Origin of the sequence: Nocardioides speluncae, from assembly GCF_003121585.1 — a bacterium.
GTDB lineage: Bacteria > Actinomycetota > Actinomycetes > Propionibacteriales > Nocardioidaceae > Nocardioides > Nocardioides speluncae.
In genome coordinates this window covers 1-21,263 of record NZ_QEOO01000020.1, presented here as the reverse complement: position 1 = coordinate 21,263, position 21,263 = coordinate 1, and the positions used below count along the sequence as shown (strand labels likewise).

The 21,263-nt window shown below is 70.2% G+C and carries 22 protein-coding genes and 2 tRNA genes; 17 read left to right on the top strand and 7 right to left on the bottom strand.

The window, feature by feature from the left end; translation table 11 throughout:
• The first annotated feature begins 40 nt into the window (after positions 1-40).
• The gene (locus DDV73_RS11825; RefSeq protein WP_109507454.1) at positions 41-1,996 is read left to right on the top strand and encodes a glycoside hydrolase family 5 protein; all 1,956 of its coding nucleotides are present in this window, start codon (positions 41-43) and stop codon (positions 1,994-1,996) included.
• Between the two features lie 16 nt (positions 1,997-2,012).
• Here DDV73_RS11825 and DDV73_RS11820 read toward each other — a convergent pair whose 3' ends face one another.
• On the bottom strand, positions 2,013-2,867 hold the full coding sequence (locus tag DDV73_RS11820) for a hypothetical protein (RefSeq protein ID WP_170126022.1): 855 nt from the start codon (positions 2,865-2,867) through the stop codon (positions 2,013-2,015).
• 66 nt (positions 2,868-2,933) lie between these two features.
• Here DDV73_RS11820 and DDV73_RS11815 point away from each other — a divergent pair, with 66 nt between their 5' ends.
• From DDV73_RS11815 to DDV73_RS11790, 6 genes are all read left to right on the top strand, one after another.
• Positions 2,934-3,422, top strand: coding sequence for a MarR family winged helix-turn-helix transcriptional regulator (locus DDV73_RS11815; RefSeq protein ID WP_109507453.1), 489 nt, complete (start codon positions 2,934-2,936; stop codon positions 3,420-3,422).
• Between the two features lie 88 nt (positions 3,423-3,510).
• A complete protein-coding gene (locus DDV73_RS11810; RefSeq protein ID WP_109507452.1) occupies positions 3,511-4,260 on the top strand; it encodes an alpha/beta fold hydrolase in 750 nt (249 codons plus the stop codon).
• A complete protein-coding gene (locus DDV73_RS11805) occupies positions 4,257-5,591 on the top strand; it encodes a cytochrome P450 (RefSeq protein ID WP_109507451.1) in 1,335 nt (444 codons plus the stop codon). The genes DDV73_RS11810 and DDV73_RS11805 overlap by 4 nt, the downstream gene beginning before the upstream one ends.
• Before the next feature lie 17 nt (positions 5,592-5,608).
• Positions 5,609-5,875, top strand: coding sequence for a hypothetical protein (locus tag DDV73_RS11800; protein WP_109507450.1), 267 nt, complete (start codon positions 5,609-5,611; stop codon positions 5,873-5,875).
• A 43-nt stretch (positions 5,876-5,918) separates the two neighbouring features.
• Entirely contained in the window at positions 5,919-6,719 is an 801-nt protein-coding gene (gene yidC, locus DDV73_RS11795; protein WP_109507449.1) for a membrane protein insertase YidC, read from the top strand.
• 63 nt (positions 6,720-6,782) lie between these two features.
• The gene (locus DDV73_RS11790; RefSeq protein ID WP_109507448.1) at positions 6,783-6,983 is read left to right on the top strand and encodes a hypothetical protein; all 201 of its coding nucleotides are present in this window, start codon (positions 6,783-6,785) and stop codon (positions 6,981-6,983) included.
• Positions 6,984-7,008: 25 nt separating this feature from the next.
• On the opposite strand, the gene DDV73_RS11785 is transcribed toward DDV73_RS11790, so the two are convergent.
• Entirely contained in the window at positions 7,009-7,605 is a 597-nt protein-coding gene (locus tag DDV73_RS11785; protein ID WP_240617252.1) for a pentapeptide repeat-containing protein, read from the bottom strand.
• A 34-nt stretch (positions 7,606-7,639) separates the two neighbouring features.
• Positions 7,640-8,491: a 3-methyladenine DNA glycosylase gene (locus DDV73_RS11780; protein ID WP_109507446.1), complete on the bottom strand. Its 852-nt coding sequence runs from the start codon at positions 8,489-8,491 to the stop codon at positions 7,640-7,642.
• A gap of 22 nt (positions 8,492-8,513) precedes the next feature.
• Here DDV73_RS11780 and DDV73_RS28705 point away from each other — a divergent pair, with 22 nt between their 5' ends.
• The 7 genes from DDV73_RS28705 to DDV73_RS29480 all read left to right on the top strand — a co-directional run bounded on the left by DDV73_RS28705 (position 8,514) and on the right by DDV73_RS29480 (position 13,195).
• Positions 8,514-9,323, top strand: a complete 810-nt coding sequence (locus DDV73_RS28705) for a fumarylacetoacetate hydrolase family protein (protein WP_109507445.1) — start codon at positions 8,514-8,516, stop codon at positions 9,321-9,323.
• Positions 9,320-10,786: a glutamate--tRNA ligase gene (gltX, locus tag DDV73_RS11770; protein WP_109507444.1), complete on the top strand. Its 1,467-nt coding sequence runs from the start codon at positions 9,320-9,322 to the stop codon at positions 10,784-10,786. The genes DDV73_RS28705 and gltX overlap by 4 nt, the downstream gene beginning before the upstream one ends.
• On the top strand, positions 10,773-11,777 hold the full coding sequence (locus tag DDV73_RS11765; protein ID WP_240617251.1) for a CPBP family intramembrane glutamic endopeptidase: 1,005 nt from the start codon (positions 10,773-10,775) through the stop codon (positions 11,775-11,777). Before gltX ends, DDV73_RS11765 begins: the two co-directional genes overlap by 14 nt.
• Positions 11,778-11,790: 13 nt before the next feature.
• Positions 11,791-11,862: transfer RNA gene (locus tag DDV73_RS11760), tRNA-Gln, on the top strand.
• A gap of 106 nt (positions 11,863-11,968) precedes the next feature.
• Positions 11,969-12,041, top strand: a tRNA-Glu gene (locus DDV73_RS11755).
• A gap of 103 nt (positions 12,042-12,144) precedes the next feature.
• Positions 12,145-12,447 carry a hypothetical protein gene (locus DDV73_RS11750; RefSeq protein ID WP_109507443.1) on the top strand — a complete coding sequence of 101 codons (303 nt, stop codon included), beginning with the start codon at positions 12,145-12,147 and terminating at the stop codon, positions 12,445-12,447.
• Positions 12,448-12,535: 88 nt separating this feature from the next.
• Positions 12,536-13,195, top strand: coding sequence for a collagen-like protein (locus DDV73_RS29480; protein WP_154402739.1), 660 nt, complete (start codon positions 12,536-12,538; stop codon positions 13,193-13,195).
• Between the two features lie 628 nt (positions 13,196-13,823).
• On the opposite strand, the gene DDV73_RS11735 is transcribed toward DDV73_RS29480, so the two are convergent.
• Complete coding sequence (locus tag DDV73_RS11735; RefSeq protein WP_109507441.1) at positions 13,824-14,573, bottom strand: hypothetical protein; 750 nt, start codon at positions 14,571-14,573, stop codon at positions 13,824-13,826.
• Positions 14,574-14,707: 134 nt separating this feature from the next.
• On the opposite strand from DDV73_RS11735, the gene DDV73_RS11730 reads away from it, so the two are divergent.
• Both DDV73_RS11730 and DDV73_RS11725 read left to right on the top strand, forming a co-directional pair.
• Positions 14,708-16,159: a hypothetical protein gene (locus DDV73_RS11730; RefSeq protein WP_154402738.1), complete on the top strand. Its 1,452-nt coding sequence runs from the start codon at positions 14,708-14,710 to the stop codon at positions 16,157-16,159.
• A complete protein-coding gene (locus tag DDV73_RS11725; RefSeq protein ID WP_109507439.1) occupies positions 16,159-17,244 on the top strand; it encodes a phosphatase PAP2 family protein in 1,086 nt (361 codons plus the stop codon). The genes DDV73_RS11730 and DDV73_RS11725 overlap by 1 nt, the downstream gene beginning before the upstream one ends.
• Positions 17,245-17,491: 247 nt before the next feature.
• Here the strand turns inward: DDV73_RS11725 and DDV73_RS11720 are convergent, their stop codons facing one another.
• Positions 17,492-17,818, bottom strand: coding sequence for a CBU_0592 family membrane protein (locus tag DDV73_RS11720; protein WP_154402737.1), 327 nt, complete (start codon positions 17,816-17,818; stop codon positions 17,492-17,494).
• Between the two features lie 119 nt (positions 17,819-17,937).
• Between DDV73_RS11720 and DDV73_RS11715 the strand changes: the two genes are divergently transcribed.
• Positions 17,938-18,861 (top strand): LysR family transcriptional regulator, encoded by a 924-nt coding sequence (locus tag DDV73_RS11715; protein ID WP_109507437.1) that lies wholly within the window; start codon positions 17,938-17,940, stop codon positions 18,859-18,861.
• Between the two features lie 317 nt (positions 18,862-19,178).
• On the opposite strand, the gene DDV73_RS11710 is transcribed toward DDV73_RS11715, so the two are convergent.
• Together DDV73_RS11710 and DDV73_RS11705 are read right to left on the bottom strand one after the other, a co-directional pair.
• Complete coding sequence (locus DDV73_RS11710; RefSeq protein WP_109507436.1) at positions 19,179-19,583, bottom strand: hypothetical protein; 405 nt, start codon at positions 19,581-19,583, stop codon at positions 19,179-19,181.
• Positions 19,584-19,867: 284 nt separating this feature from the next.
• Entirely contained in the window at positions 19,868-21,058 is a 1,191-nt protein-coding gene (locus DDV73_RS11705; protein ID WP_109507435.1) for a serine hydrolase domain-containing protein, read from the bottom strand.
• Positions 21,059-21,263 lie beyond the last annotated feature (205 nt).

The following is a 21,263-nucleotide window of genomic DNA, read 5'->3' as shown; positions in this document are numbered from 1 at the left end:
TACGGTCGCTTCCACTCGTCGGATCTGGAGGGAGATCACGATGCGATCTCGTTGGTTGTTCTCGGGTGCCGCGGGAGCCTTCGGCGCCGCCGTACTCGTCGTGTCGTTGACCGCGCCAGCGCCCGCCGGAGGGGCACCGCCGAGCGCCGCGCCGGCGATCCCGGCGGCCGCAGTCCCCAGTTCGTTGGCAGCATTGACCGGGCAACAGTTGGCCGCGTCCTGGACGCCGCCGCTCAGTACCCGCGGCCGGTACGTCGTGGATGCGAACGGCAACCGGTTCAAGCTGAAGTCGGCGAACTGGGAAGGTGCACAGGGGCGGTGGGAGGGCAGCGGGGACATCAACGACCCCAACACCCACCGCGACCGGACGCCGTCGTACAACATCCCGCTCGGCCTGGACCGGGTGCCGATGACACGGCTCCTGGCCGACTTCCGCGGGCTCGGCCTCAACAGCATCCGGCTGCCGTACTCCAACGAGATGCTGCACATGACCGTCCCGGTCCCCGACCACGCGGTCGCGGCCAACCCGGCGCTGAAGGGCAAGACCCCACTCCAGGTGTTCGACGCCGTGGTCGCCGCGCTGACCGACGGCGGCTTCGCGGTGATCCTGAACGACCACACCACTACCGCCCGGTGGTGCTGCGGCCTCGACGGCAACGAGCGCTGGAACAGCAGCCAGAGCGCGGAGCAGTGGATCGCCGACTGGGTGATGCTGACCAACCGCTACAAGTCCAACAAGCGGGTCGTGGGCATGGACCTACGCAACGAGGTGCGTCGCGACTTCTGGAACGACCCGAACTGGACGTGGGGCAACGACCACGACCTCTTCAAGGCCTACCAGCAGGCCGGACTCGCGATCCAGAAGGCCAACCCCGCGGTGCTGCTGATCCTCGAAGGCATCAACTGGGTCGGCATCCCGTCGGACCTGTTCTTCCATGAGCGGCCGCACCTCAAGCCGGTGGCGAACCTCTCGCACACGTTCCCGCGCACCGACAAGGTCGTGTACGCCGCCCACTTCTACGGCTACACCGGCTCCAACCACACCGGCGCCACCGGCTCCGGTGAGACCCACGACTGGCGCTACCGCGGGCTCTCCGTCGCCGACCTGCGGGCCGCCGTGGATCGCGAGGCGCTGTTCGTGCACGGCGGCAACCAGCACTACACCGCGCCGGTCTGGATCAGCGAGTTCGGCACCGGCGGCGTCTTCAACAACGACGGCCAGGAGCGGGCATGGTGGGGCAACTTCACCGACATCCTGATCGACCACGATGTCGACTTCGCGTTCTGGCCGCTGGTGGGTCGGGCCGAGAACGGCGACCCGGTCAACGACTGGAACCTGCTGAGCTACGAGCCCGACGGCACCAAGATCGGCATCGACGACCCGCGGGACTGGCGCTACGCCGGCTGGCAGAAGCTCATGAACACGCCCAGCAAGACCGGCCCGGTCACCAAGCCCGCCCGCTGGAACATGCTCAACCTCGACTACGAGGACTACCAGGCGTCGGCGACCATGCGCGGCCAGGGCGACTGGGACTCCGGCGCCCGCAAGGGCAGCTGCCCGGACAGCCAGCGGCTGATGGGCCTGAGCCGCAGCAACAGCCGTGGCCTGTGCACCGACCGTACGATGCCCAGCCTCGCGGGGCCGCGGGTCGTGGTCACCGACGAGCGGTACGTCACCACCGACTGGGCGAGCGGCTACAACAAGCTGCAGTGCCCGGACCGACACCTGGCGGTGGGCTACAGCGTCCGCAGCAACGCCATGTCTGCACTCGTCTGCGCGCAGACGACGGCGTCGCTGCCCACCGACGGCCGCAACGTGTGGTTCGACCACAGCGACAACCGGCCGCCCGGTGGCGGCTCGACCGGCAGCGACTGGGCACCCGGCTACTACAAGGGCCAGTGTGCCGACGACGAGTACGTCGCCGGCGTGGCCTACACGTGGAGGTGGAACCACGGCGGGGTCCCGGACGCCCTGCTGTGCCGGCGGCTCTCCTAGTCCGCTTATGAGCCGGTCAGCCCTCCGCGTTGGTTGCGTCTGGGCTGGTCGGGTCGGCGCCGGCCGCGAACGCCTCCGCGTGCGCTCGGGTCCGGTCGGCGCCGACCGCTCCGGCCCACCGCGCCACCTCGGCCGCGAGCAGCCGCGCGCCGTGTTCGTCGCCGCGCTCGCGGGCCAGCTGAGCGAGCAGGATCTGCTGGGCGAGGGTGCCGGTGATCGAGCCGGCCCGGGCGGCGTACTCGGTCGAGCGCTGCCACTGGTCGAGGGCGAGGACGGCGTCGCCCTCGTCGTGCGCGTGGTCGCCGAGATGCCGGAGCGCCTCGAAGCAGAGCAGATCGTCGGCGGCTTCCTTGCCGACCGCGAGCGCTGCAGTCAGGTGGGCGGGGCCGGCGGCGCGGTCGCCGTACACGTTGTCGGCGATGGTGCCGAGGTAGAACTCCGCCCAGCCGCGGCGGCGTACGTCGGGTGCACGGTCGCGCAGACCCTCGGCGGTGCGGCGCAGGGCTCCGATCCGCGCGGGGTCGCGGCCCTCGGCCGAGCCGAGGACGGTGTGGGCGTCGAAGATCTCCCTGGTGTAGCGCTGGCGCAGCCGGAGGAACTCGGCGTCCCAGGTGACGCCGGGGTCGTCGCAGCCGGCAACGGCGGCCTCGGCAGCCGCGAGCTCGGCGTCCACGTCGGCTGATCCGCCCAGATAGCCGGAGGTCAGCGCCACCTCGGCCCGGGCGAGAGCGACCTCGGGATGGTCACTCGCCGCGCCGTCGAGCAGGGCCAGGGCATCCGCGAAGCGGGCCGCCCGCAGCAGGGCCCGGGCGGCGTCGACGAGCGACTGCCGGGAGACGGTCACGGACGGGGAGGTGGTGGTTGCTGTCATGAAGCTGAGAATAGTTAGACGAAAAACTATCCACCAGGAAACTATCTGCTGACTAAACTACCTGTCATGCGCGACTCCGTTGACGACCACGTCGAGGCCTGGGCCCGCGAGCTGCCGGGGCTGGATCCGCTGAAGGAGCAGATCCTGGCCAGGATGTCCAAGATCGTCCGGCACCTGTCGACGACCCGCTCGGAGACGCTGGCCGCGGGCGAGCTGGCGATGTGGCAGTACAAGACGCTGCTGATGCTGCGGCGCGAGGGCGCGCCGTACGAGCTGAACCCTTCGCGACTCGCCGAGATCCTCGGCCTGACCCGCGGCGCGCTGTCCGCCCGGCTCACCGGGCTCGAGGAGCTCGGCCTGGTCGAGCGCCGGCACGAGACCGGGGACCGCCGCCGGGTCCGGGTTCGCCTCACCGAACACGGACACGCGGCCATCGAGGACCTCCTGGGGCAGGAGGAGGACGACGAGACTCGGCTGCTGACGCCGCTCACCGAGCGGGAGAAGAAGCAGCTGGCTGGTCTGCTCCGCAAGGTCGTGGTGGCCTTGGAGTCCTGATCCTCCCCGATTCGACGCGAGCGCTGGCGGGGTTGGTGTAGACAGGTCCCGGCATCCTTTGGCGTCCATCACGGGAGGACTCGTTCACATGGTCAAGAGCGTCGGCAACGGCGACCACGCGGTGGTCTGCCTGCATGGCTGGTTCGGCTGGGCGGAAGGCTGGGGTTACTTCCCCGACGCCGTCGACGGCGGCCGGTTCACCTACTACTTCCCCGACATGCGCGGGTACGGCGCCCGCCGCGACGAGACCGGCGACTTCACCATGAAGGAGTACGCCGCCGACGCGCTCGCCGTCCTCGACGAGGCCGGGGTCGAGCGGTTCTCGATCGTGGGGCACTCGATGGGCGGCAAGGCCGCGGCCGCGCTGCTGGCGCTGGCGGGCGACGACCGGGTCAACGCCCTGATCGGCATCGCGCCGGTCTCGCCCGCGCCGTTCCCGCTCGACGACGACGGCCGCACGCTCTTCTTCGACGCCCCGGCGCAGGAGGGCAACCGGCGCGGCATCATCGACTTCACCACCGGCAGCCGCAACGGCGCCGGCTGGCTCGACGCGATGACCCGCAACAGCCTGGCCACCTCCACGGTCGAGGCTTTCGCGGGTGCGGTCGCCTCGTGGGCCGACGAGGACTACACGGGCGACGTCGGCACTCCGAGCACGCCCGTCACCTGCCTGGTCGGCGAGAACGACCCGGCCCTGACGGTCGAGTACATGGACGCCTTCTGGGTCAAGCAGTACCCCAACGTCACCGTGGAGACGCTGCCGGGCTGCGGTCACTACCCGATGCACGAGATCCCGGTCTGGCTCGCTACTCGGATCGAGGGCATCCTCGGGGCGTGAGGGCGGAGCCCGGCACCGAGCTGATCCACGACCCGCAGACCTACGTCGAGGGCGCGCCGCTCGCCGTACTCGACCGGCTGCGGGAGGCCGACCCGGGCGTGGTGTGGGTGGACGAGCCGGCCGCGCCCGGCTTCCCGGGCGGGCCGGGCTACTGGCTGGCGCTCAGGCACGCCGACGTGAAGGCCGTCATGCGTGACGCGGCGACGTTCTCGTCGTACGCCGGCGGCACCCAGGTGCGCGACCCGGCGACGCCCGCTGACCTGGCCTACGTACGGCGGATGATGCTCAACCTGGACCCGCCCCAGCACTCGCGGCTGCGGCGGCCGGTGCAGCGCTCCTTCACGATGCGCGCCGTGGCCCGGCTCGAGGAGCAGATCGCCGGCCACGTCGCCGACATCCTCGACCGGGCCCTGACAACGCCGGGGGAGACTGTCGACTTCGCCCGCGATGTGGCGGCCGACCTGCCGCTGCTCGCGCTGGCCGACGTGCTCGGCGTACCCGCGCAGGACCGGATGCTGCTCTACGACTGGTCCAACCGAGTGATCGGCTTCCAGGACCCCGACTACGCCACCAGCGCGGCCTTCGACCCGGCGACCGGCACCGACCTTGCCCGCGAGGCGCTGGCGCAGCGGCCGACACCCGACGCCGACGGCCGGATGCCTGACCCGCGCACCCGCGACGGCATGCTCGACCTCTACGCCTACGCCCACCTGCTCGCGCGCCACCAGCGCGACCGGCCGGACGCCGCCGGCGACAGCGTGATGTCGACCCTGCTCGCCGAGCAGGCGGGAGGGGAGGCGGCGATCTCGGTCGAGGAGTTCGAGAACATGTTCTGGCTGTTCGCCGTCGCCGGCAACGAGACCCTGCGCAACGGGCTGCCCGGCGGCATGCACGCCCTGCTCACCCATCCCGACGCCCAGCGCCGGCTGCGCGCCGAGCCCGGGCTGCTGGACTCCGCGGTCGAGGAGATGCTGCGCTGGTGGACGCCGGTGATGATCTTCCGGCGGACGGCGACCCGGGACTGTCACATCGGCGACCAGCCGGTCGCCGCCGGCGACAAGGTCGTGGTCAGCTTCCTCGCCGCCAACCGCGACCCGCGCGTCTTCCAGGACCCGGCGAGCTTCGACATCACCCGCGGCAGCCGCGAGCACCTCACCTTCGGCCACGGCCCGCATCTGTGCCTCGGCGCGCACCTGGCCCGGGTGCAGATGCGGACGCTGTTCGGCGAGCTGCTCCGACGTACGACGTGGCTCGAGCCGGCCGGCCCGCCCGCACTGCTCCGCTCGTCCTTCCAGCGCGGCATCAAGCGGCTCCCGATTCGCTGGACCTGACGGGTAGGTTGAACGACATGTCTGGTCCGCTGCGGGTCGCCGCCCTCCTCGTGGTGCCCATGGTGCTGCTGGTCGGCCTCGCCCCGGATCCGACGACGACCGTGCTGGCCGCCTCGGCACTCCTGCTGGTCACGGCGCTCGTTGGGTACGGCGCGAGCCGGGTGGTCGTCGGCGCCCCGCACCCTGACCTCCGCTGGCTGACGGCGTACGACGTCGCGCCCACCTCGCGGATCCCCGACCCGGTCCGTCACCCCGTTCGACCGCGTGCTCCAGGACTGGCCTGACGCCTTCCGTCAGACCAGTCCGTCCCTCACCTAGGAGCACCTCATGTCCGTCCTCGATCCACTGACCCATGCCCTGGCGGCCGTCCTGGCCGCCGCCCACGCCACCGTCACCTCGTTCGGCCTAGACCCCGCCTCCGGCCTCGCCTGGCTGCTGAGCATCGCCGCCATCGTCGTCGTGGTCCGGCTGGCGCTGCTGCCGCTCACGGTCCACGGCGTCCGGCTCGCCCACGCCGGCGCGCACGCCCGCCCCGAGTTGCGCAAGCTCACCGAGCGGTACCGCGGCCGCACCGATGCCGAGAGCCTGCGCGCCTTCATGGCCGAGCGTCGGCAGATCGCCGGCGACCACGGGATGTCCCGGCTCGGCTGCCTGCCGCTGCTCCTGCAGCTGCCGGTCTGGCTGGCGCTCTATCGGCTGCTCGCCGAGGCTGCCGCCGGTCACTCGCTCGGGGCTATGGGGGCCACGCTCGTCGCGTCCCTCGGCGCCGCGACGGTGGCAGGCGTCCACCTGGCGGAGCGCGGCTACCTCGGCGGCGGGCCGGCTCACCTCGCCGTCGTCGCATCGCTGGCCGTGGTGGCCGCGGCGGCGTCGTACGTCACACAACGGTTCTTCGTCGCGCGTAACACCGTCACCGACGAGCTACCCGAGGCGATGGCCCGTGCACAAGCGCTGATGCCGACCCTCTCCGCAGTCGGTCTCCTGGTCGCCGGCGGCGTGGTGCCCGTCGCGCTGCTCGTCTACTGGGCCTGCAACAACCTGTGGACCCTCGGTCAGTCCGCAGCCATCGCCCGCTGGTGGCCGACTCCGGGTTCGCCGGCGGCGGCCCGCATCGAGTCGTCCCCCTGAGCGTGCGCGATAGCGCTCGGAATCGGGGACGACCCGGTCATAGTTCGCGTAATGTCTGCGGACATGGCAACTCCGCCCGCCGCTAGCCGCAAGACGTACTCGCCAACGGAGCTCGCGCGGCTGTGGGGCGTTGAGCTCAGCGCGGTCATCGACTGGATGAACAGTGGCGCCCTGCGCAGCGAGGGACGCCGCGTCAGCCTCGACGAGGTCAAGCGGTTCGAGGCGGCCAACCGGGCGCTCATCGAGTCGGCTCGCAAGCCCTGACGAGATCAGCCGCCGGCCCGAGGTGCTAGCCGAGGTCGACGAGCGCGCCGAACTGCTGCGCCAGAAGGACGGCGCCGGGCAGGTCGAGCCGCGTGTCCCGCAGCTTCGCTGCCGTGAGATCCGCGCCGGCCAGCACGGCGCCGCGCAGGTCGGTGCCCGACAGGTCGGTGCCGCGGAGCGTGGCGCTGGTCAGGTTGGTCCAACGCAGGATCGAGCCCGTGAGAACGCTCTGCGACAGGTCCGCCTCGCTGAGATCGACCCCGGTCAGGTCCAGCATGTTGAGGTCCGCGTCCCGCATCGTCACACCGTTCCATCGGCCGCCCCTGATGGTCAGCGGTCGCAGCGTGCACGAGGTGAAGGTGGACTCGTCGAGCTTGCAGCCGTCGAGGGTGGCGCCGAAGAAGCTGGTCCGGCGAAAGTCGCAGGCCACGAACGCCGTCCCGCGGTGCATCGACCCGTTCAGCCGGCAGTTGTGGAAGACGCATCGGTCGAACCTCGCGCCGGACGTCGTCACCTCGGTGAGGTCGACATTGTGGAACGCGCAATCGGTGAACACCGCCGTGCCCAGGTCGTCGCCACGCCAGTAACTATCGCGGTACGTCGCGCCTACTCCGTCAGTCACGACGGCGAACATTAACAGGACAATTCGACCATGCTCATATCGACGCGCGCAGGGTCTCGCACTCCTCGATGAGTCGCTGGCGCAGGGGAGCGCCGCGCTCGGCGAAGGCGCGCTGAGCGGCGGCGTACTCCTGCTTGCCTTCGGCGGTCTCGATCCTGATCGGGTCGTAGCCGAGATCGGCGAGGTCGTACGGCGAGGCGCGCATGTCGAGGACCCGGATGTCGCGGGCCAGTTCGAAGCAGTCGGCGACCAGCTCCGAGGCGATCATCGGGGAGAGCCGGAAGGCGTGCTTGTAGAGGTCCATGCCGGCGTGCAGGCAGCCGGGCTGCTCGTACGCCGCGCGGTCGTCGCGGCCGGGGGAGAGGACGTTGAGCGGGCGCGCCTCGGCCGTGAAGAACCGGAAGGCGTCGAAGTGGGAGCAGGCGATCCGGTGCGACTCGACGACCTCGTCGGTGCCGGTTGCGCCGAGCCGCAGCGGCCAGTCGGAGTGCCGGACCTGGTCCGGGGTCAGCCGGTAGACCATCGCCCACTCGTGCAGCCCGAAACACCCGAGCTGGGCCGGCCGCGCTGCCGTGGCCGTGAGCAGCGCGTCGAGGGAGGTGAGCAGCGGCCGCTGGGACGCGACGTACTCGTCGGAGACGGTGACGGCGTCGCCGAGGTCGGCATATCCCTTCGCCAGCTCGCCGCCGCGGAGCGCGACGCCGTAGCCGGGGTGCCAGCGGCGCAGCTTGGCGGGGCGCTGGGAGTAGTAGGTGAACAGGAAGTCGTGGACGGGGTGCTTCACGCCCGACTCGCGCCGCGCCAGATGCGGGCGTGTGAACCCGTCGACCCGGGCCTCGTGGGCGGCGGCCCGCGCCTGCCAGTCAGCGGGGTCCAGCACAAGCACCGGGCAAGGATAGGCTCAGGTAGTGCGCATCGCGAGATTCACGACCGGGGACGAGCCGTCGTACGGCGTGGTGACCGGCGAGGTGGACCAGTTCGGACAGCCCGCTGACGACAGCGTGATCGTCGCGCTCGCGGGTGACCCGCTGTACGTCGGGATCAAGCTGCTGGAGCAGGAGCACAAGCTCGCCGACGTCCGGCTGCTCGCGCCGACCCTGCCGCGCAGCAAGGTGGTCGGGATCGGCCGCAACTACCGCGCTCACGCCGCCGAGCTCGGCAACGAGGTGCCCGACGAGCCGCTGATGTTCATCAAGCCGAACACCAGCGTGGTCGGCCCCGGCGACCCGATCTCCTACCCGGCGCAGACCAGCGAGCTCCACTTCGAGGGCGAGCTCGCGATCGTGATCGGCCGGATCTGCCGCGACGTACCGCCGGAGAAGGCGACCGACGTGATCCACGGCTACACGATCGGCAACGACGTCACCGCCCGCGACCTGCAGCGCAAGGACGGCCAGTTCACCCGGGCCAAGGGCTTCGACTCGTTCTGTCCGCTCGGACCGTGGATCGAGACCGACCTGGACCCACAGACCTTCGCCGACGGCGTCTCGATCCAGACCTACCTCAACGGCGACCTCAAGCAGGACGGCTCGACCAAGGACCTGATCTTCGACATCCCCACGCTGGTCGCGCACGTCACCAGCGTGATGACGCTGCTCCCCGGCGACGTCATCCTCACCGGCACCCCCGAGGGTGTCGGTCCCATGGAGATCGGCGACGAGGTCGAGGTCTCGATCGCCGGCATCGGCACTCTCACGAACAAGGTGGCCCAGCGTTGAGCAAGGTTCGCGTCCGTTTCTGTCCGTCCCCGACCGGCAGCCCGCACGTCGGCCTGGCGCGGACGGCGCTCTTCAACTGGGCGTTCGCCCGCCATCACGGCGGCGACTTCGTCTTCCGGATCGAGGACACCGACAAGGAGCGCAACACCGAGGAGTCGTACGACGCACTCCTCGACGTGATGCGCTGGCTCGGCTTCGACTGGGACGAGGGGCCGGAGATCGGCGGCCCGCACGCGCCGTACCGGCAGAGCGAGCGCAGCGACCTCTACCAGGACGCGCTCGCCAAGCTCGCGGCCGCCGGCCACACCTACCGCTGCTTCTGCACCAACGACGAGGTCGACGCGCGCCGCAAGGCGGCCGGCTCCAAGGTGATGGGGTACGACGGCTTCTGCCGTGAGCTGGGCGACGACCAGGTCGCCGCCTTCGAGGCCGAGGGCCGCTCGGCCGTGGTCCGGTTCCGGATGCCCGACGGCGAGATCCGTTTCGACGACCTGGTGCGCGGCGAGATCTCGTTCCAGACCGAGCACGTCCCCGACTACGCCGTCGCCCGCGCCAACGGTGACCCGCTGTACACGCTGGTCAATCCGGTCGACGACGCGCTGATGGAGATCACCCACGTGCTGCGCGGCGAGGACCTGCTGTCCAGCACCCCCCGCCAGATCGCGCTGTACGCCGCACTCGCCGAGGTCGGCATCGGCAACGGCACGACGCCGCAGTTCGGCCACCTGCCCTACGTGATGGGCCAGGGCAACAAGAAGCTCTCCAAGCGCGACCCCGAGGCCAACCTGCTCGGCTACCGCGAAGCCGGTTTCCTGCCCGAGGGCCTGCTCAACTACCTCGCACTGCTCGGCTGGTCGATCGCCGCCGACCGCGACGTGTTCACGATGGACGAGATGGTGACGGCGTTCGACATCAAGGACGTCAACCCCAACCCGGCCCGCTTCGACCTGAAGAAGGCCGAGGCGATCAACGCCGACCACATGCGGATGCTGTCGCTCGACGACCTCACCCACCGGGTGCTGCCGCTCCTGAAGCAGGCCGGTGTGGTCGGCGACCCGGTCCACGACGCCGACGCGCAGCTGCTCGAGCTGGCGATGCCGCTGGTCGCCGAGCGGATGAACAAGCTCACCGAGGCCACCGAGATGCTGGACTTCCTCTTCGTCGACGAGGACGCCTTCACCCGCGACCCCGTCGACATCGAGAAGGTGCTCACCGAGGACGGCAGGCAGGTCGTGAAGGCGGCGTACGACGCACTGGCGGCGCTGCCGACCTGGTCGACCGCGGCGATCGACGAGGCACTCCGCGTCGCCCTGGTGGACGAGCTCGGGCTGAAGCCGCGCAACGCGTTCGGCCCGGTCCGGGTCGCGGTGACCGGCCGCCGCGTCTCGCCGCCACTGTTCGAGTCGCTGGAGCTGCTCGGCCGCGAGCGTGGCCTCGGGAGACTGCAGAGTGCACTCGCCTGAACCGGTCGCGGTAGCCGCGACGCCACCTGCCGGCCACGAGCTCGGCTACCACGAGCTGCACAAGGCGGGTCGTGCTGGTTGGTGGCGACCGGTGGTCGGCGTCGTGGTCGGGCTCACGGCGTACATGCTGATCCTGCCGGGGCTGTGGCTCGCGGTGTTCCTGGCCGGCCTGGTCGCCTCCGGGCACACCGTCGACGGCGCGCTGGACAAGACGCTGTCGCTGGAGCACCTCACGCCGACCGGCCTCGCCTACATCAACGTCGCGCTCGCCTCGGCGATCCCGATCGTCTTCTTCCTGACCTGGGCCTTGCACGGCCTGCGGCCCGGCTGGGTCACCTCGGTGCTGCCGCGGATGCGCTGGCGCCTCCTGGCGACCTGCATCGGGCTCGCACTGGTCACGCTGATCGTGACCCTGCTGGTCGCGTCGGTGATGCCGTCAGGCGCGGCCGGCGACGAGGTGTCCGGCGAGCTCAACGACTTCACCGCCCGGACCCGCGACTTCCTGCTGGTGATCCTGCTGCTCACCCCGCTGCAGGCGGCGGGGGAGGAGTACGCCTTCCGCGGCTACCTCACCCAGGCCTTCGGCGGGCTGTTCGGCCGGACCGCGGCGATCGTGATCCCCGCGGTGCTGTTCGCGCTCGCCCACGGCCTCGGCCAGGCGCCGCCGGTCTTCTTCGACCGGCTGGCGTTCGGGCTGGTGGCCGGGCTGCTCGTCGTACTCACCGGTGGGCTGGAGGCCGGCATCGCGATGCACGTGCTCAACAACTGGGTCGCGTTCGGCGTCTCGCTGGCGTACGGCGACATCTCCACGGCGCTCGCGAGCGACGGCGAGGGCAGCTGGTGGATGATCCCGGTAACGCTCACCCAGTCGCTGCTCTACCTCGGTCTGGTGCTCTGGGTGACCCGGTCGATGGGCCTCCGGAACACCGCCGAGCCAGGCGTTTTGGCGGCCTCTACGCGGCGCGTGTATGGTTTCTCCTCGGCTCCCTGAGGGGGTCTGACCATGGGATATGGTGTAATTGGCAGCACGACTGATTCTGGTTCAGTTAGTCAAGGTTCGAGTCCTTGTATCCCAGCGAAATCCCAGCTCACAGCCCGTCTGTCGGCAGGCTCACACGGCTGGGATTTGGTGCGAAAAGCTGGCGTTGGCTAGAGTTTCGCGGGTTGCCTCGAGCAGCTCACGCCCCCGTTGTGTAGTGGCCTAGCACGCCGCCCTCTCAAGGCGGTAGCGCCGGTTCGAATCCGGTCGGGGGTACAGATCCGAAAAGGGTCCTGACCAGCGGAAACGCTGGAAGGGCCCTTTCGACATTTCCGTCAGAATCGGCCTCGGGCAACGCTGGGGCAACAGCAGAATCGCCTTGGCCAACAAGGCGGAGGTCAGCGCGCCGGATGCGGGCCGTCTCGCGGACCCATCGACGGTCGTCGCCACCGCCATCTTCATCGTGCCCGGGACGGTGCTGCTGGACTGGGTGTGTTGCGGTCTGGCGCGGTCCCGGCCTGGGCCGCCATGCGACGAGCGTGTCGCAGCCCTCCGCTTCGTGGCCGCCGTGATCATTCCTAACCACACGCTGGACGGCATCGCCTGGGGCATGAACGCCCTCGGCTTCGCGGCCGCCGCGGTCGCGATCATCCGCTACCCAACGCAGCGCACTCAGTGGTAACCCTGACCGCGAAACAGGTGCCTGCCCCGTCGCGTAAGTGGCTGACTTTCCACGACCGTTGAGCCATACCACTGAAAGGGAAGCTCCCATGAACACACTGCTTCGACCTCCGAGCTCGAGAGCCATCGGCCCCGCCGCACTCGTCGTCGCCGGGTTCGCGCTCCTGGTCGCACTCGGCGGCGCCGCGTACGCCGTCGACCTCGCCAAGAACAGCGTCGGCACCTGGCACCTCAAGGACGGTGCCGTGACGTCGGCGAAGGTCCGCGACGGCACGCTGCGCCGGACCGACTTCCGGGACGGGACGCTGCTCAGGGGCCCGGCTGGCCCTGCAGGGCCCTCCGGTGCGGTGGGGCCGACCGGCCCTGTCGGTCCCAAGGGCGCCACTGGGGCCACCGGGCCCGCCGGCCCCGTCGGACCCAAAGGCGCCACCGGTGCGACCGGTCCCGCAGGCCCGATGGGGCCGCCAGGGATCTCGGGTCGTCAGTTGGTGTATATGGGGGGCTCGATTCCGGTTGGGAGTTCGCAGGGAGACGCCACGGCGCGCTGCCCCAGCGGCAAGGTGGCAGTCGGCGGGGGCGGGTCGCCCAGTGGGTGGCCCATGGTGATGGGCCACTCCTTTCCGGTGGAGCCCTTCCAGACGCTTCCAGGTGGATGGTCCGTCTCGTTCAGGACCCACGACGGTGCACCGGCAACCGGCAGCTCACGGGAATTCACGGTGTACGTCGTCTGCGTGAAGGTGGCGCCGTGATGGCCGGGTTCAGGCGGCAGCAAGGTTGATCGCGGTCGGCATGATGCCGACGCGGAGGACACGCTGCGCGAGCACGGTACATACGCGTGGTCGGTCAAGGGCGACACCGTCACCATCCGATGGCTCCGCACCACCCTCCCTTCCTACGAAGGAATCTCCGAAGAGACGTTCCAGCGAGCTCTTTGCACGGCAGAGAACTTCACAAGGGTGGCCTCGTGATGAGCAGCTCGGCAGCCATGAGGCATCTCGTACCCACTCATCTAGGAGGTTGATCGTGAATGACGACACGGAGACCGCCGTGGGATTCGACCAGGCGATCGAGGCGTTCCGGGAGGCACAGGCGTCGTTCGTTCGGGGCAACCCGCGCGCCTCGCTGGCCCTGTACTCGCAGGAGGACGACGTCACCTTGGCCAACCCGCTCGGCCTCCCCGCTCGTGGACCCGCGGCCGTCGCGGCCGTCGATGACGGGGGAGACCGTCGGGTCGGCCAGCCCGGCGGCGAACACCCAGTGGCCGCCGGCCCGGAGCTTGTCGTTGAATGGTGCTACTCCTCTATTTCGCGCCACCCCCGTTGGGCGGCTTCACCAGTCCTACGAATGCCACCGACCCGATCCGACATATCAGCAGGATCAGTCGGCTCGGTCGACCAGCACCGCCTTGTGGTCCGAGGGGTTGGTGAGCAGCCGCACCGAGAGCGGCAGACCCGGCCCGTGCACGTCATCGATCTTCCGGGTCGACCCCAGCGTTCCCTGCTCGGCATCACGGCCCTCCCAGGCGGAGGTGAGGCCGGCCAGCCGGAGCCCGTGGAAGTTCGAGTCCCCGACGGCGTAGACCGTGTGGCCCAGCGCGAGCCGCTCGTCGACGAGGGCCTGCAGGCGGCCGACCTCCTGGCGGTGCCGCTCGGCGAGCAGCGGTCGGTCGTCCCGATAGGCGCCGAGCGCCTGCACGCCGGGCACGAGGTGGTAGCAGATCAGGCTTACCGTGCGGTCCCGCTCGCGGTCGTCGTACGTCGCCACGGTCGCGCGGTGCGGCGGCTCGATGCGCAGCCAGCGGTCCGGCTTGTCGGCCCTGCCGACCCTGCTCAGCGCGACCGACCGCGCGTCGACCAACGCGAACCGCTCACGGCGCGCACCGACCACGCAGTCACCGAGTACCGGGTTCGTCCAGACGTAGCCATCGCGCCGCCGCCCGATCTCGCGCCGGCGCGCGACAGCCACGGTCCCCGTCTCCGTCAGCAGCCGGAGCCGCCAGGGATGCCACTCCTGGAGCCCGACCAGGCCAGGCTCGTGCTCAAGCACCCCGCGCAGCGCCCGGCGGGCGTTCGCCGTGCCGAGGGCGCGGTTCACGTTCGCCGTGGCCACGACGGTGTGGGAGGTCACGCGGCCACCTTGTCACTCGGCCTGGGCGAAGCGGCGAAAATGAACCTGCGCGCGTCGTCTCCACGCGGCAGACTTTGCCTATGGTGCTGGTGGAAGGCCCACCCCGGACCGCGCTTCTCAACCAAGTCGCTTCCGTGGCTCGACAGCGCCCGTGGCGCGTCATCGTGGCGATGGCCGGCTTGACCTGCCTGCTCGGCTGGCTCCCGTTCCTGGGGCGGCCGCTGAGTCCGGACGAGGGTGGCCTGCTGATGGTCGCCCGGCAGTGGGCGCCGGGGGACTCGCTTTACGGCGACTACTGGGTCGACCGCCCGCCGCTCCTCATCGCGCTCGTGGCTGCGGGCGACCTGCTGGGCGGCGGCTCGGGGCTTCGGCTCCTGGGCATGATCGCGGTCTTCGCCTCGGTGCTGCTCGCGGGTCTGCTGGGTCGCGCGGTATCCCCGGGCGTTCCCGCCGCGGCACTGCTGCCCGCTGCGACCGCCGCGGTCCTGCTCGGTACGCCGCTCTTCGGGGGTTCGGTCGTGAACGCCGAACTGCTGGGGCTGCCGTTCCTGCTCACCGGGATGTACGCCGCCCTCGCGTCGCGCCGGTCGGCCGGCGCACGCCAGGCGTTGCTGTGGGGGATTGCAGCGGGAGCAGCGGGCGCCGGCGCCCTCATGATCAAGCAGAACCTGCTGGATGTCTTCGTCTTACTCCTAGCGCTGCTGGTCACCGGTGACCTCCGGCAGCGGAGCCGCCTCCGGGGTGAGACGGCGCTCGGCGCCGCCCTCGGGTCAGCCGGCTTCGTGTGTGTCGCCCTGGCCGGCGCCGCCGCCCTGGGCACCAGCCCCGCCGAGCTCTGGTCGGCCGTCGTCTCCTTCCGAGGAGAGGCCACGAGCGTCCTGCTCGAGTCGCCGGCGTCGGGTCGTCGCTTCTGGCTGATGTGCCTGGCCTTGTTGGGGAGCGGGGCGCCGCTGCTCGTCGGCGTACTCCTGCTGCGGATCCGTGGGCTCGCTGCCGGCCCGCCCGCCCAGCTCGACCTGCGCCTGCCGGTGCTCGCGCTGCTGGTCTGGGAAACGGCGGCCGTGCTGATGGGCGGGAGCTACTGGCTGCACTACCTGATCGGGCTCGTCCCTGGGCTCGTGCTGCTGGCCGCCATGAGCGGCCTGCCGGACCGTATGTGCGGACCTGTGGGCCTGGCCTACGGCCTCACGGCCGTCTCGACGCTCTGCGTGATCGGCTGGGTCGGCCTGTACCCGATCGACCGGTCGGAGCAGGAGGTGGCCTCCTGGCTGGCCGCGGCGGCGCAGCCGGGTGACACCGCGGTGGTCGCGTTCGGGGTCCCGTCGATACTCGAGTCGGCCGGCCTGGAGAGCCCGTACCCGAACCTCTGGAGCCTGCCCGTGCGAGTGCGCGACCCGCAGCTGCACGACTTCAGGGCCGTGCTGGCCGGACCCGAGCGACCCACCTGGCTGGTGATCTCGGGCGTGGGGCTCTGGACCTGGGGCGTCGATCCCGCCGCCGCCCAGCCCCTCATCAAGCTCCACTACGAGTACGTCGACGACGTCGGCGGGTACCGGATCTTTCGGGCCCTGGAAGGCAGCTCCTGATGGCGATCCTTGAGGATCGACCCGTCGACCGAGCGCCGATGCCGCCGACCCGTCCGGCAGCGCGGGCTCGGGCACTGGTGGCGTACGTCGTCGTGCTGGGGGTGTGGATCCACTTCATCGGCATCCCCAACGACATGGTGGGCGTGACCCTCTGGCTGTGGCTGATGACCGTCGCGTGGAACGCGGACGCCCCGCGCGAGCGGCACCTGGAGTTCTTCAGCGACTGGTGGCGGCCGGTGCTGCTGCTGGCGCTCTACTGGTTCCTGCGGGGGCTGGCCGACCACACCTTCATGCCCGTGCACATCACGGCCCCGATCCGCGCAGACGAATGGCTCGGCGGCGGCACCACCCCGACCGAGCTGCTGCAACGTGAGCTGTGTGGTGAACCGTGCGACCGTGACGGCGCCCCGCGGTGGTACGACGTCGTGCTCACCACGGTCTACGCGTCACACTTCTGGGCCGCGCTGACGATCGCCGCAGTGCTGTGGATGCGCAACCGCGCCGAGTGGGTGAGGTGGATGCGGCGCTATATCGTGACGCTGTTCTCCGGGCTGGTGATCTACTTCGCCTACCCGATGGCGCCGCCATGGATGGCCTCCAAACTAGGACTCCTCGACGAGGTCCACCGGATGAGCGGCCGTGGCTGGTCGGAGCTCGGGCTGCACCGGCAGAGCATGGTGCTGATGGGGATGGCCAACAAGGTGGCAGCGATGCCGTCGTTGCACGCGGGCATCGCGTTCCTGATCGCCTTCTATGCGGTGACGCGGCTGCGCTCGCGGCTGCGGTGGCTGCTGCTGCTCTATCCGCTGGCGATGTCCATGGCGCTGGTCTACTTCGGCGAGCACTACGTGGTCGACGCCGTGGCCGGTGCGTTAGTGGCGGCTGTTGCCCTGGTCGGGTGCTCCGCCTACGAGCGCGCTCGCGGCCCAGGCGGCGGTGAGCAGCTGCCGATCGTCCGGCGGAGGTTCTCCCGCGCAGTCCATGAACGACGCCTCCTCGGCGAAGGCCACGCGGGCGCGGCGCGACCGCTTCCTCAAGAAGTTCGCCGGGAGGTAGGTCGCGCTCGACGGCGAGATGGCCGATGAAGCGCGGAAACTGATGGCCGTTCACCAGCCATCGACCTCGGTCATGGTCTGGCCGCCTGACGTCTCCGGTGACCGGGGATGGCTGCGGACCTCGTGGGATTCCCTGAGTGTGCCGAGGTCGGGTGCGATCTAGGCACGTCTGGCGTGATGCAGGATCGTTGCGCTGGCTCCCAACATGGTTTCGTGTTGGGCTGCTGGCACGTCATGGTCGTCCCGGCTGCGGGGGCCAGGTCACGATCGACGCAGCTCACGCGGCCGCGAGCAGCTGTCGATCGGCTGGCGGGGGTTCTCCTGTGTGGTCCGGGAACGACGCCGGCTCGGCGATCACGGCGCGGGCGCGGCGCTTGCGCAGGGTCGTCACTGCTGAGTGGACGGCGATGGCACACCACAGGACGTTCGAGCCGACGCTCGGCCACGCGCCGTACACCGCGCTGGCAGCGCCGGCGAGCGCGCCGGCGACGAAGTTCAACAGGGAGTACCGCAGGGATGTCGCGTCCCACCGGCCACGACTCAGCAGGACGTAGGCGCTGATGCCGCCGATCGTCCCGATCCAACCCATGGCTGACGCGAGCATTCCGTGTTCCTCGTTGTACTCAGACCGGGCCGGCCCTCGGCCCCATGAGAACAATGGTGAGCACGTTCGGCCATTAGCACAATTGCACGCTGCTGCACTCCGGATTTAGCATTGCTGAAGTGAAGATCGATCCCCGGAGACTGCAGTTCCTCCTTGCCGTGGCGAGGTACGGCGGCGTTCTCGCGGCCGCCGATGAGCTCGCGGTCACGCCCTCGGCGGTGTCCCAGCAGATCGCCAAGCTCGAACGCGAGACAGGTCAGACCCTGCTCCGGCGGGCGCCGTCCGGCAGCGTGCTGACGCCGGCCGGGCTGGCGCTCGCCGAAGCGGCCGAGGACGTCGAGCGAGCGCTCGCGCTGGCACACTCGCGACTCGCGGAAACAGCGGCTACCGTCAGCGGTTCTGTCAGCATCGGCGGGTTCCAGTCGTTCCTGACCAGCGTGCTGGCTCCAGCCCTCCCGGAGTGGCGGCAGCAGTATCCGGAGTTGCGGGTCGAGACCGTGGAGGCCGATGAGCCGGACCTGATGCGGGCATTGCGAGCGGGCTCGCTCGACGCGGTCGTGGTCGAGCTCGACGCCGGCGAAAGCTACTTGCCGCCGCGGGGGATGACCGACGTACCCCTCCTCGACGAGCCGTGGAAACTGGTCATTCCCGCGGGGGCCCTAATCTCCCACGAGGTCATCGATCTGAGCCGGCTCGGGATGCCGTGGCTCGGCCTGGACCCCGCCGCCGCGAGCGCCAAGGCCATCCACCGGGTACGCCGCGAGCTTGGCGGCGAGGAGTCGACCCAGCACACCTTCTTCAGCTACCAGAACGCGCTCGCGCTCGTCGCCGCCGGTCAAGGCGTCACTCTCGCACCCGCTCTGGCTTTGGAGTCCCTCCCGACCGAGGGCGTCGACCTCGTTGACATCCCCGGCCTGGGCATGCGGCGTGTCGTACTGCGCCACCTGACCCGAAGCAGTGCCGCCAGTCCGGCACTCACCACCGCCACCGCCCTGATCCGCGAAGCCGCGGCGGCGTTCTCCTACGAGTCCTCAGGCCTATGACGGCCGGACCGGCCCGTGGTGGGGCGCCTCGCTGCGGTCGCCGGGACCGTCTCAAGGCGGTCGCGCCGGTTCGAATCCGGTCGGGGTACGTTTCTGAGAAGGGGCTCTGACCAGCAGGTTCGCGGGTCAGGGCCCCTTCGTCATGTCCGTCGGTTGAACCCGTCGAGCAACACTGGGGCAACGGCGGGAAGACGACCCAGAGTTCCCGCCGTTCCTGAGCCGCCTTCCGCGCCGCATCCATCTGCACCTCACGACGCTGCAGGACGCTCCTGGTGCGCCACCAGGAGCAATCTCCGGCTACTCGTCGGCAGCCCGGCTCACCCGGCCAGACGCGGGCAGTGCCGGAAAGCAGGGAAATTGGGATCGGGCTCGATGAGCTGAAGGTAGAGCGGTCCCGCGGGGGTCGAGCCGATGACGATGAACACACCTGTCCCGACGACCTTGGACGCAGGGTGGTCGAAGTTGAAGTCGACGAGCAGGCCAGGTCCCGCGGCGCCTGTGAAGGGCACGGTGCCGCGAATGAAGCCGTTGGCGTTGAGGGGCTTGGCAAAGTTGTCGGCGTTGCTACCACCGCTGATGCCCGGAGGCTCCAGGTGGTCGTGGCCAGAGCACCACTGCGCGACGATCTCGTGCACGGTTGCCGATGCTGGTGCTGTCGGCAGGATCGCGGCTGTCAGTGCGATCACCGCAACCGCGAGCGTCTGAATCGCGAATCGCTTCATGCTGGACTTCCAATCGGGAGCGGAACAGAACCATTCGGCCCCTCGACACCAGTTGCCTCCCCCAAGGCCCTTCAAGGTCCGAGAGGCTCGCATCCTCGGCCCACACTGCGCCTGGCCAGCCGCGGTGGTCAATGACGCGATGTGACTAGTCCTTTCCTGCCGGGCCGAAACAGCCGGCTCCCCGCACGCGCAGCCCCCGCCAGCCGCCGTCGCCGGCCCGATCGTGGTTGGGATCCTCGACGGTGGAGTTGGCACGCACCCGTGGTTCGTGGGCGAGCCGATCGTCAGCTGTCGGGGGAGTCGCAGAGCGCCTGGTCGACCAGTTCGCTCGCGGCCTGCTCCTGGCGAAGCGCGTTGTCGAGGGAGTCGCCGAGCGCGGTGGACATAGAGACGGTGACGGCGCGGCTGCCGTCGGCGGTGGCGCCGTTCAGCGTGATGAAGCCGGCGTCGCCGCCCTCGTGGCTCCAATAGCTGCCGCCGCAGGACAGCGGTCGGCTGACCAGTCCGAGGCCGTAGCGCCCGCCGGGCCAGAACACCTCCATCTCGTCGCCGACCGGGACCGTGCGCTGCATCTCGGCCAGCGCACCTCGGGACAGCAGGTCACCGCCGAGCAGGGCTTGGAAGAAGCGGTTCACGTCGGCGGTCGTGGAGACGTAGCTGTTGGGGTCGGGGAGAACCACCTTGGTGACGTCGACCCGGTCGCCGGAGGGGAACACCTGGTAGGCGTTGGCGTGCGGACGGCGCAGCCCGGGCGTGCGGCCCGGCAGGTAGGTGTGGTCCATGCCGAGTGGCCGGAGGACCCGGTCCCGGACCTCCTGGTGCCAGGGGCGGCCGGTCACCTTCTCGATGATCAGGTCGAGCAGGACGTAGCCGGTGTTGGAGTAGGCCCACCCAGCGCCGGGTGCGAAGTCCGGGCGGTGTTTCATGGCCAGGGCGACGATCTGCTCGGGGGTGTACGCGTCGTACCGGCGCTCGGCGTACTCCTCGGGCGTGGTGTAGCCGGGCAGGTCGTCGTCGTGGATGCCGCTGGTGTGCTGAAGGAGATGACGGACGGTGATCCTGCGGCCGTCGTTGCCGTTGCCGTCGACCAGGCCCGGCAGCCAGCGGTGCACCGTGTCGTCGAGCGAGAGCCTGCCCTCGTCGGCCAGCTGCAGGACCACGGTGGCCACCACCGCCTTGCCGGTGCTGGCCATCCGGAAGTAGCCGGTGCGGGGGACCGGCCGGTCGGTGCCGGCCTTGGCCACACCGCTGGTGGCGACCAGGTGCCGGCCGCGAGCGGTGGTCACCCGTGCTTGTACGCCGGTGACGCCCAGCGCGTGGATGGCGTCGGTGTCGCGGCGCAGGTCGCGCTGTTGGTAACCGGACTCGGCGGCCTCGGTGGGCTCGCCTCCGGACAGCTGGCTGGCGACGGCCGCGCCGGAGGTGAGCAGGGCGACGACCGCGGCGGCGGTGATGATCGGGCGTGTGATTCGCATACCCAAGACGCTAGGTAGCCGACCGCCTTCGGGTCGCTACCGCAGGTACCCGAACAAAAGGTACAGCTGGCTGTAGTGTCGCCGGCTCGGCCGCTGCCTAAGGTGAGTCGCATGTTGCGTCCTGGAAGCTGGATCAGGCCGGCGGGTGTGAGTCCCGTCCCGGTAGGTACCGGAGCGCCGGGTAGCAGGCCCCAGTCCGTTGGAG

Excerpts from the sequence above, each read along its gene's own strand:
- DDV73_RS11815 (WP_109507453.1), top strand. The coding sequence starts at position 2,934 with ATGCGCGACTCCGTTGACGACCACGTCGAGGCCTGGGCCCGCGAGCTG.
- DDV73_RS29480 (WP_154402739.1), top strand. The coding sequence starts at position 12,536 with ATGAACACACTGCTTCGACCTCCGAGCTCGAGAGCCATCGGCCCCGCC.
- DDV73_RS11720 (WP_154402737.1), bottom strand. The coding sequence starts at position 17,818 with ATGCTCGCGTCAGCCATGGGTTGGATCGGGACGATCGGCGGCATCAGC.
- DDV73_RS11790 (WP_109507448.1), top strand. The coding sequence starts at position 6,783 with ATGGCAACTCCGCCCGCCGCTAGCCGCAAGACGTACTCGCCAACGGAG.
- DDV73_RS11810 (WP_109507452.1), top strand. The coding sequence starts at position 3,511 with ATGGTCAAGAGCGTCGGCAACGGCGACCACGCGGTGGTCTGCCTGCAT.
- DDV73_RS11800 (WP_109507450.1), top strand. The coding sequence starts at position 5,609 with ATGTCTGGTCCGCTGCGGGTCGCCGCCCTCCTCGTGGTGCCCATGGTG.
- yidC (WP_109507449.1), top strand. The coding sequence starts at position 5,919 with ATGTCCGTCCTCGATCCACTGACCCATGCCCTGGCGGCCGTCCTGGCC.
- DDV73_RS11705 (WP_109507435.1), bottom strand. The coding sequence starts at position 21,058 with ATGCGAATCACACGCCCGATCATCACCGCCGCCGCGGTCGTCGCCCTG.
- DDV73_RS11820 (WP_170126022.1), bottom strand. The coding sequence starts at position 2,867 with ATGACAGCAACCACCACCTCCCCGTCCGTGACCGTCTCCCGGCAGTCG.
- DDV73_RS11725 (WP_109507439.1), top strand. The coding sequence starts at position 16,159 with ATGGCGATCCTTGAGGATCGACCCGTCGACCGAGCGCCGATGCCGCCG.
- DDV73_RS11825 (WP_109507454.1), top strand. The coding sequence starts at position 41 with ATGCGATCTCGTTGGTTGTTCTCGGGTGCCGCGGGAGCCTTCGGCGCC.
- DDV73_RS11710 (WP_109507436.1), bottom strand. The coding sequence starts at position 19,583 with ATGAAGCGATTCGCGATTCAGACGCTCGCGGTTGCGGTGATCGCACTG.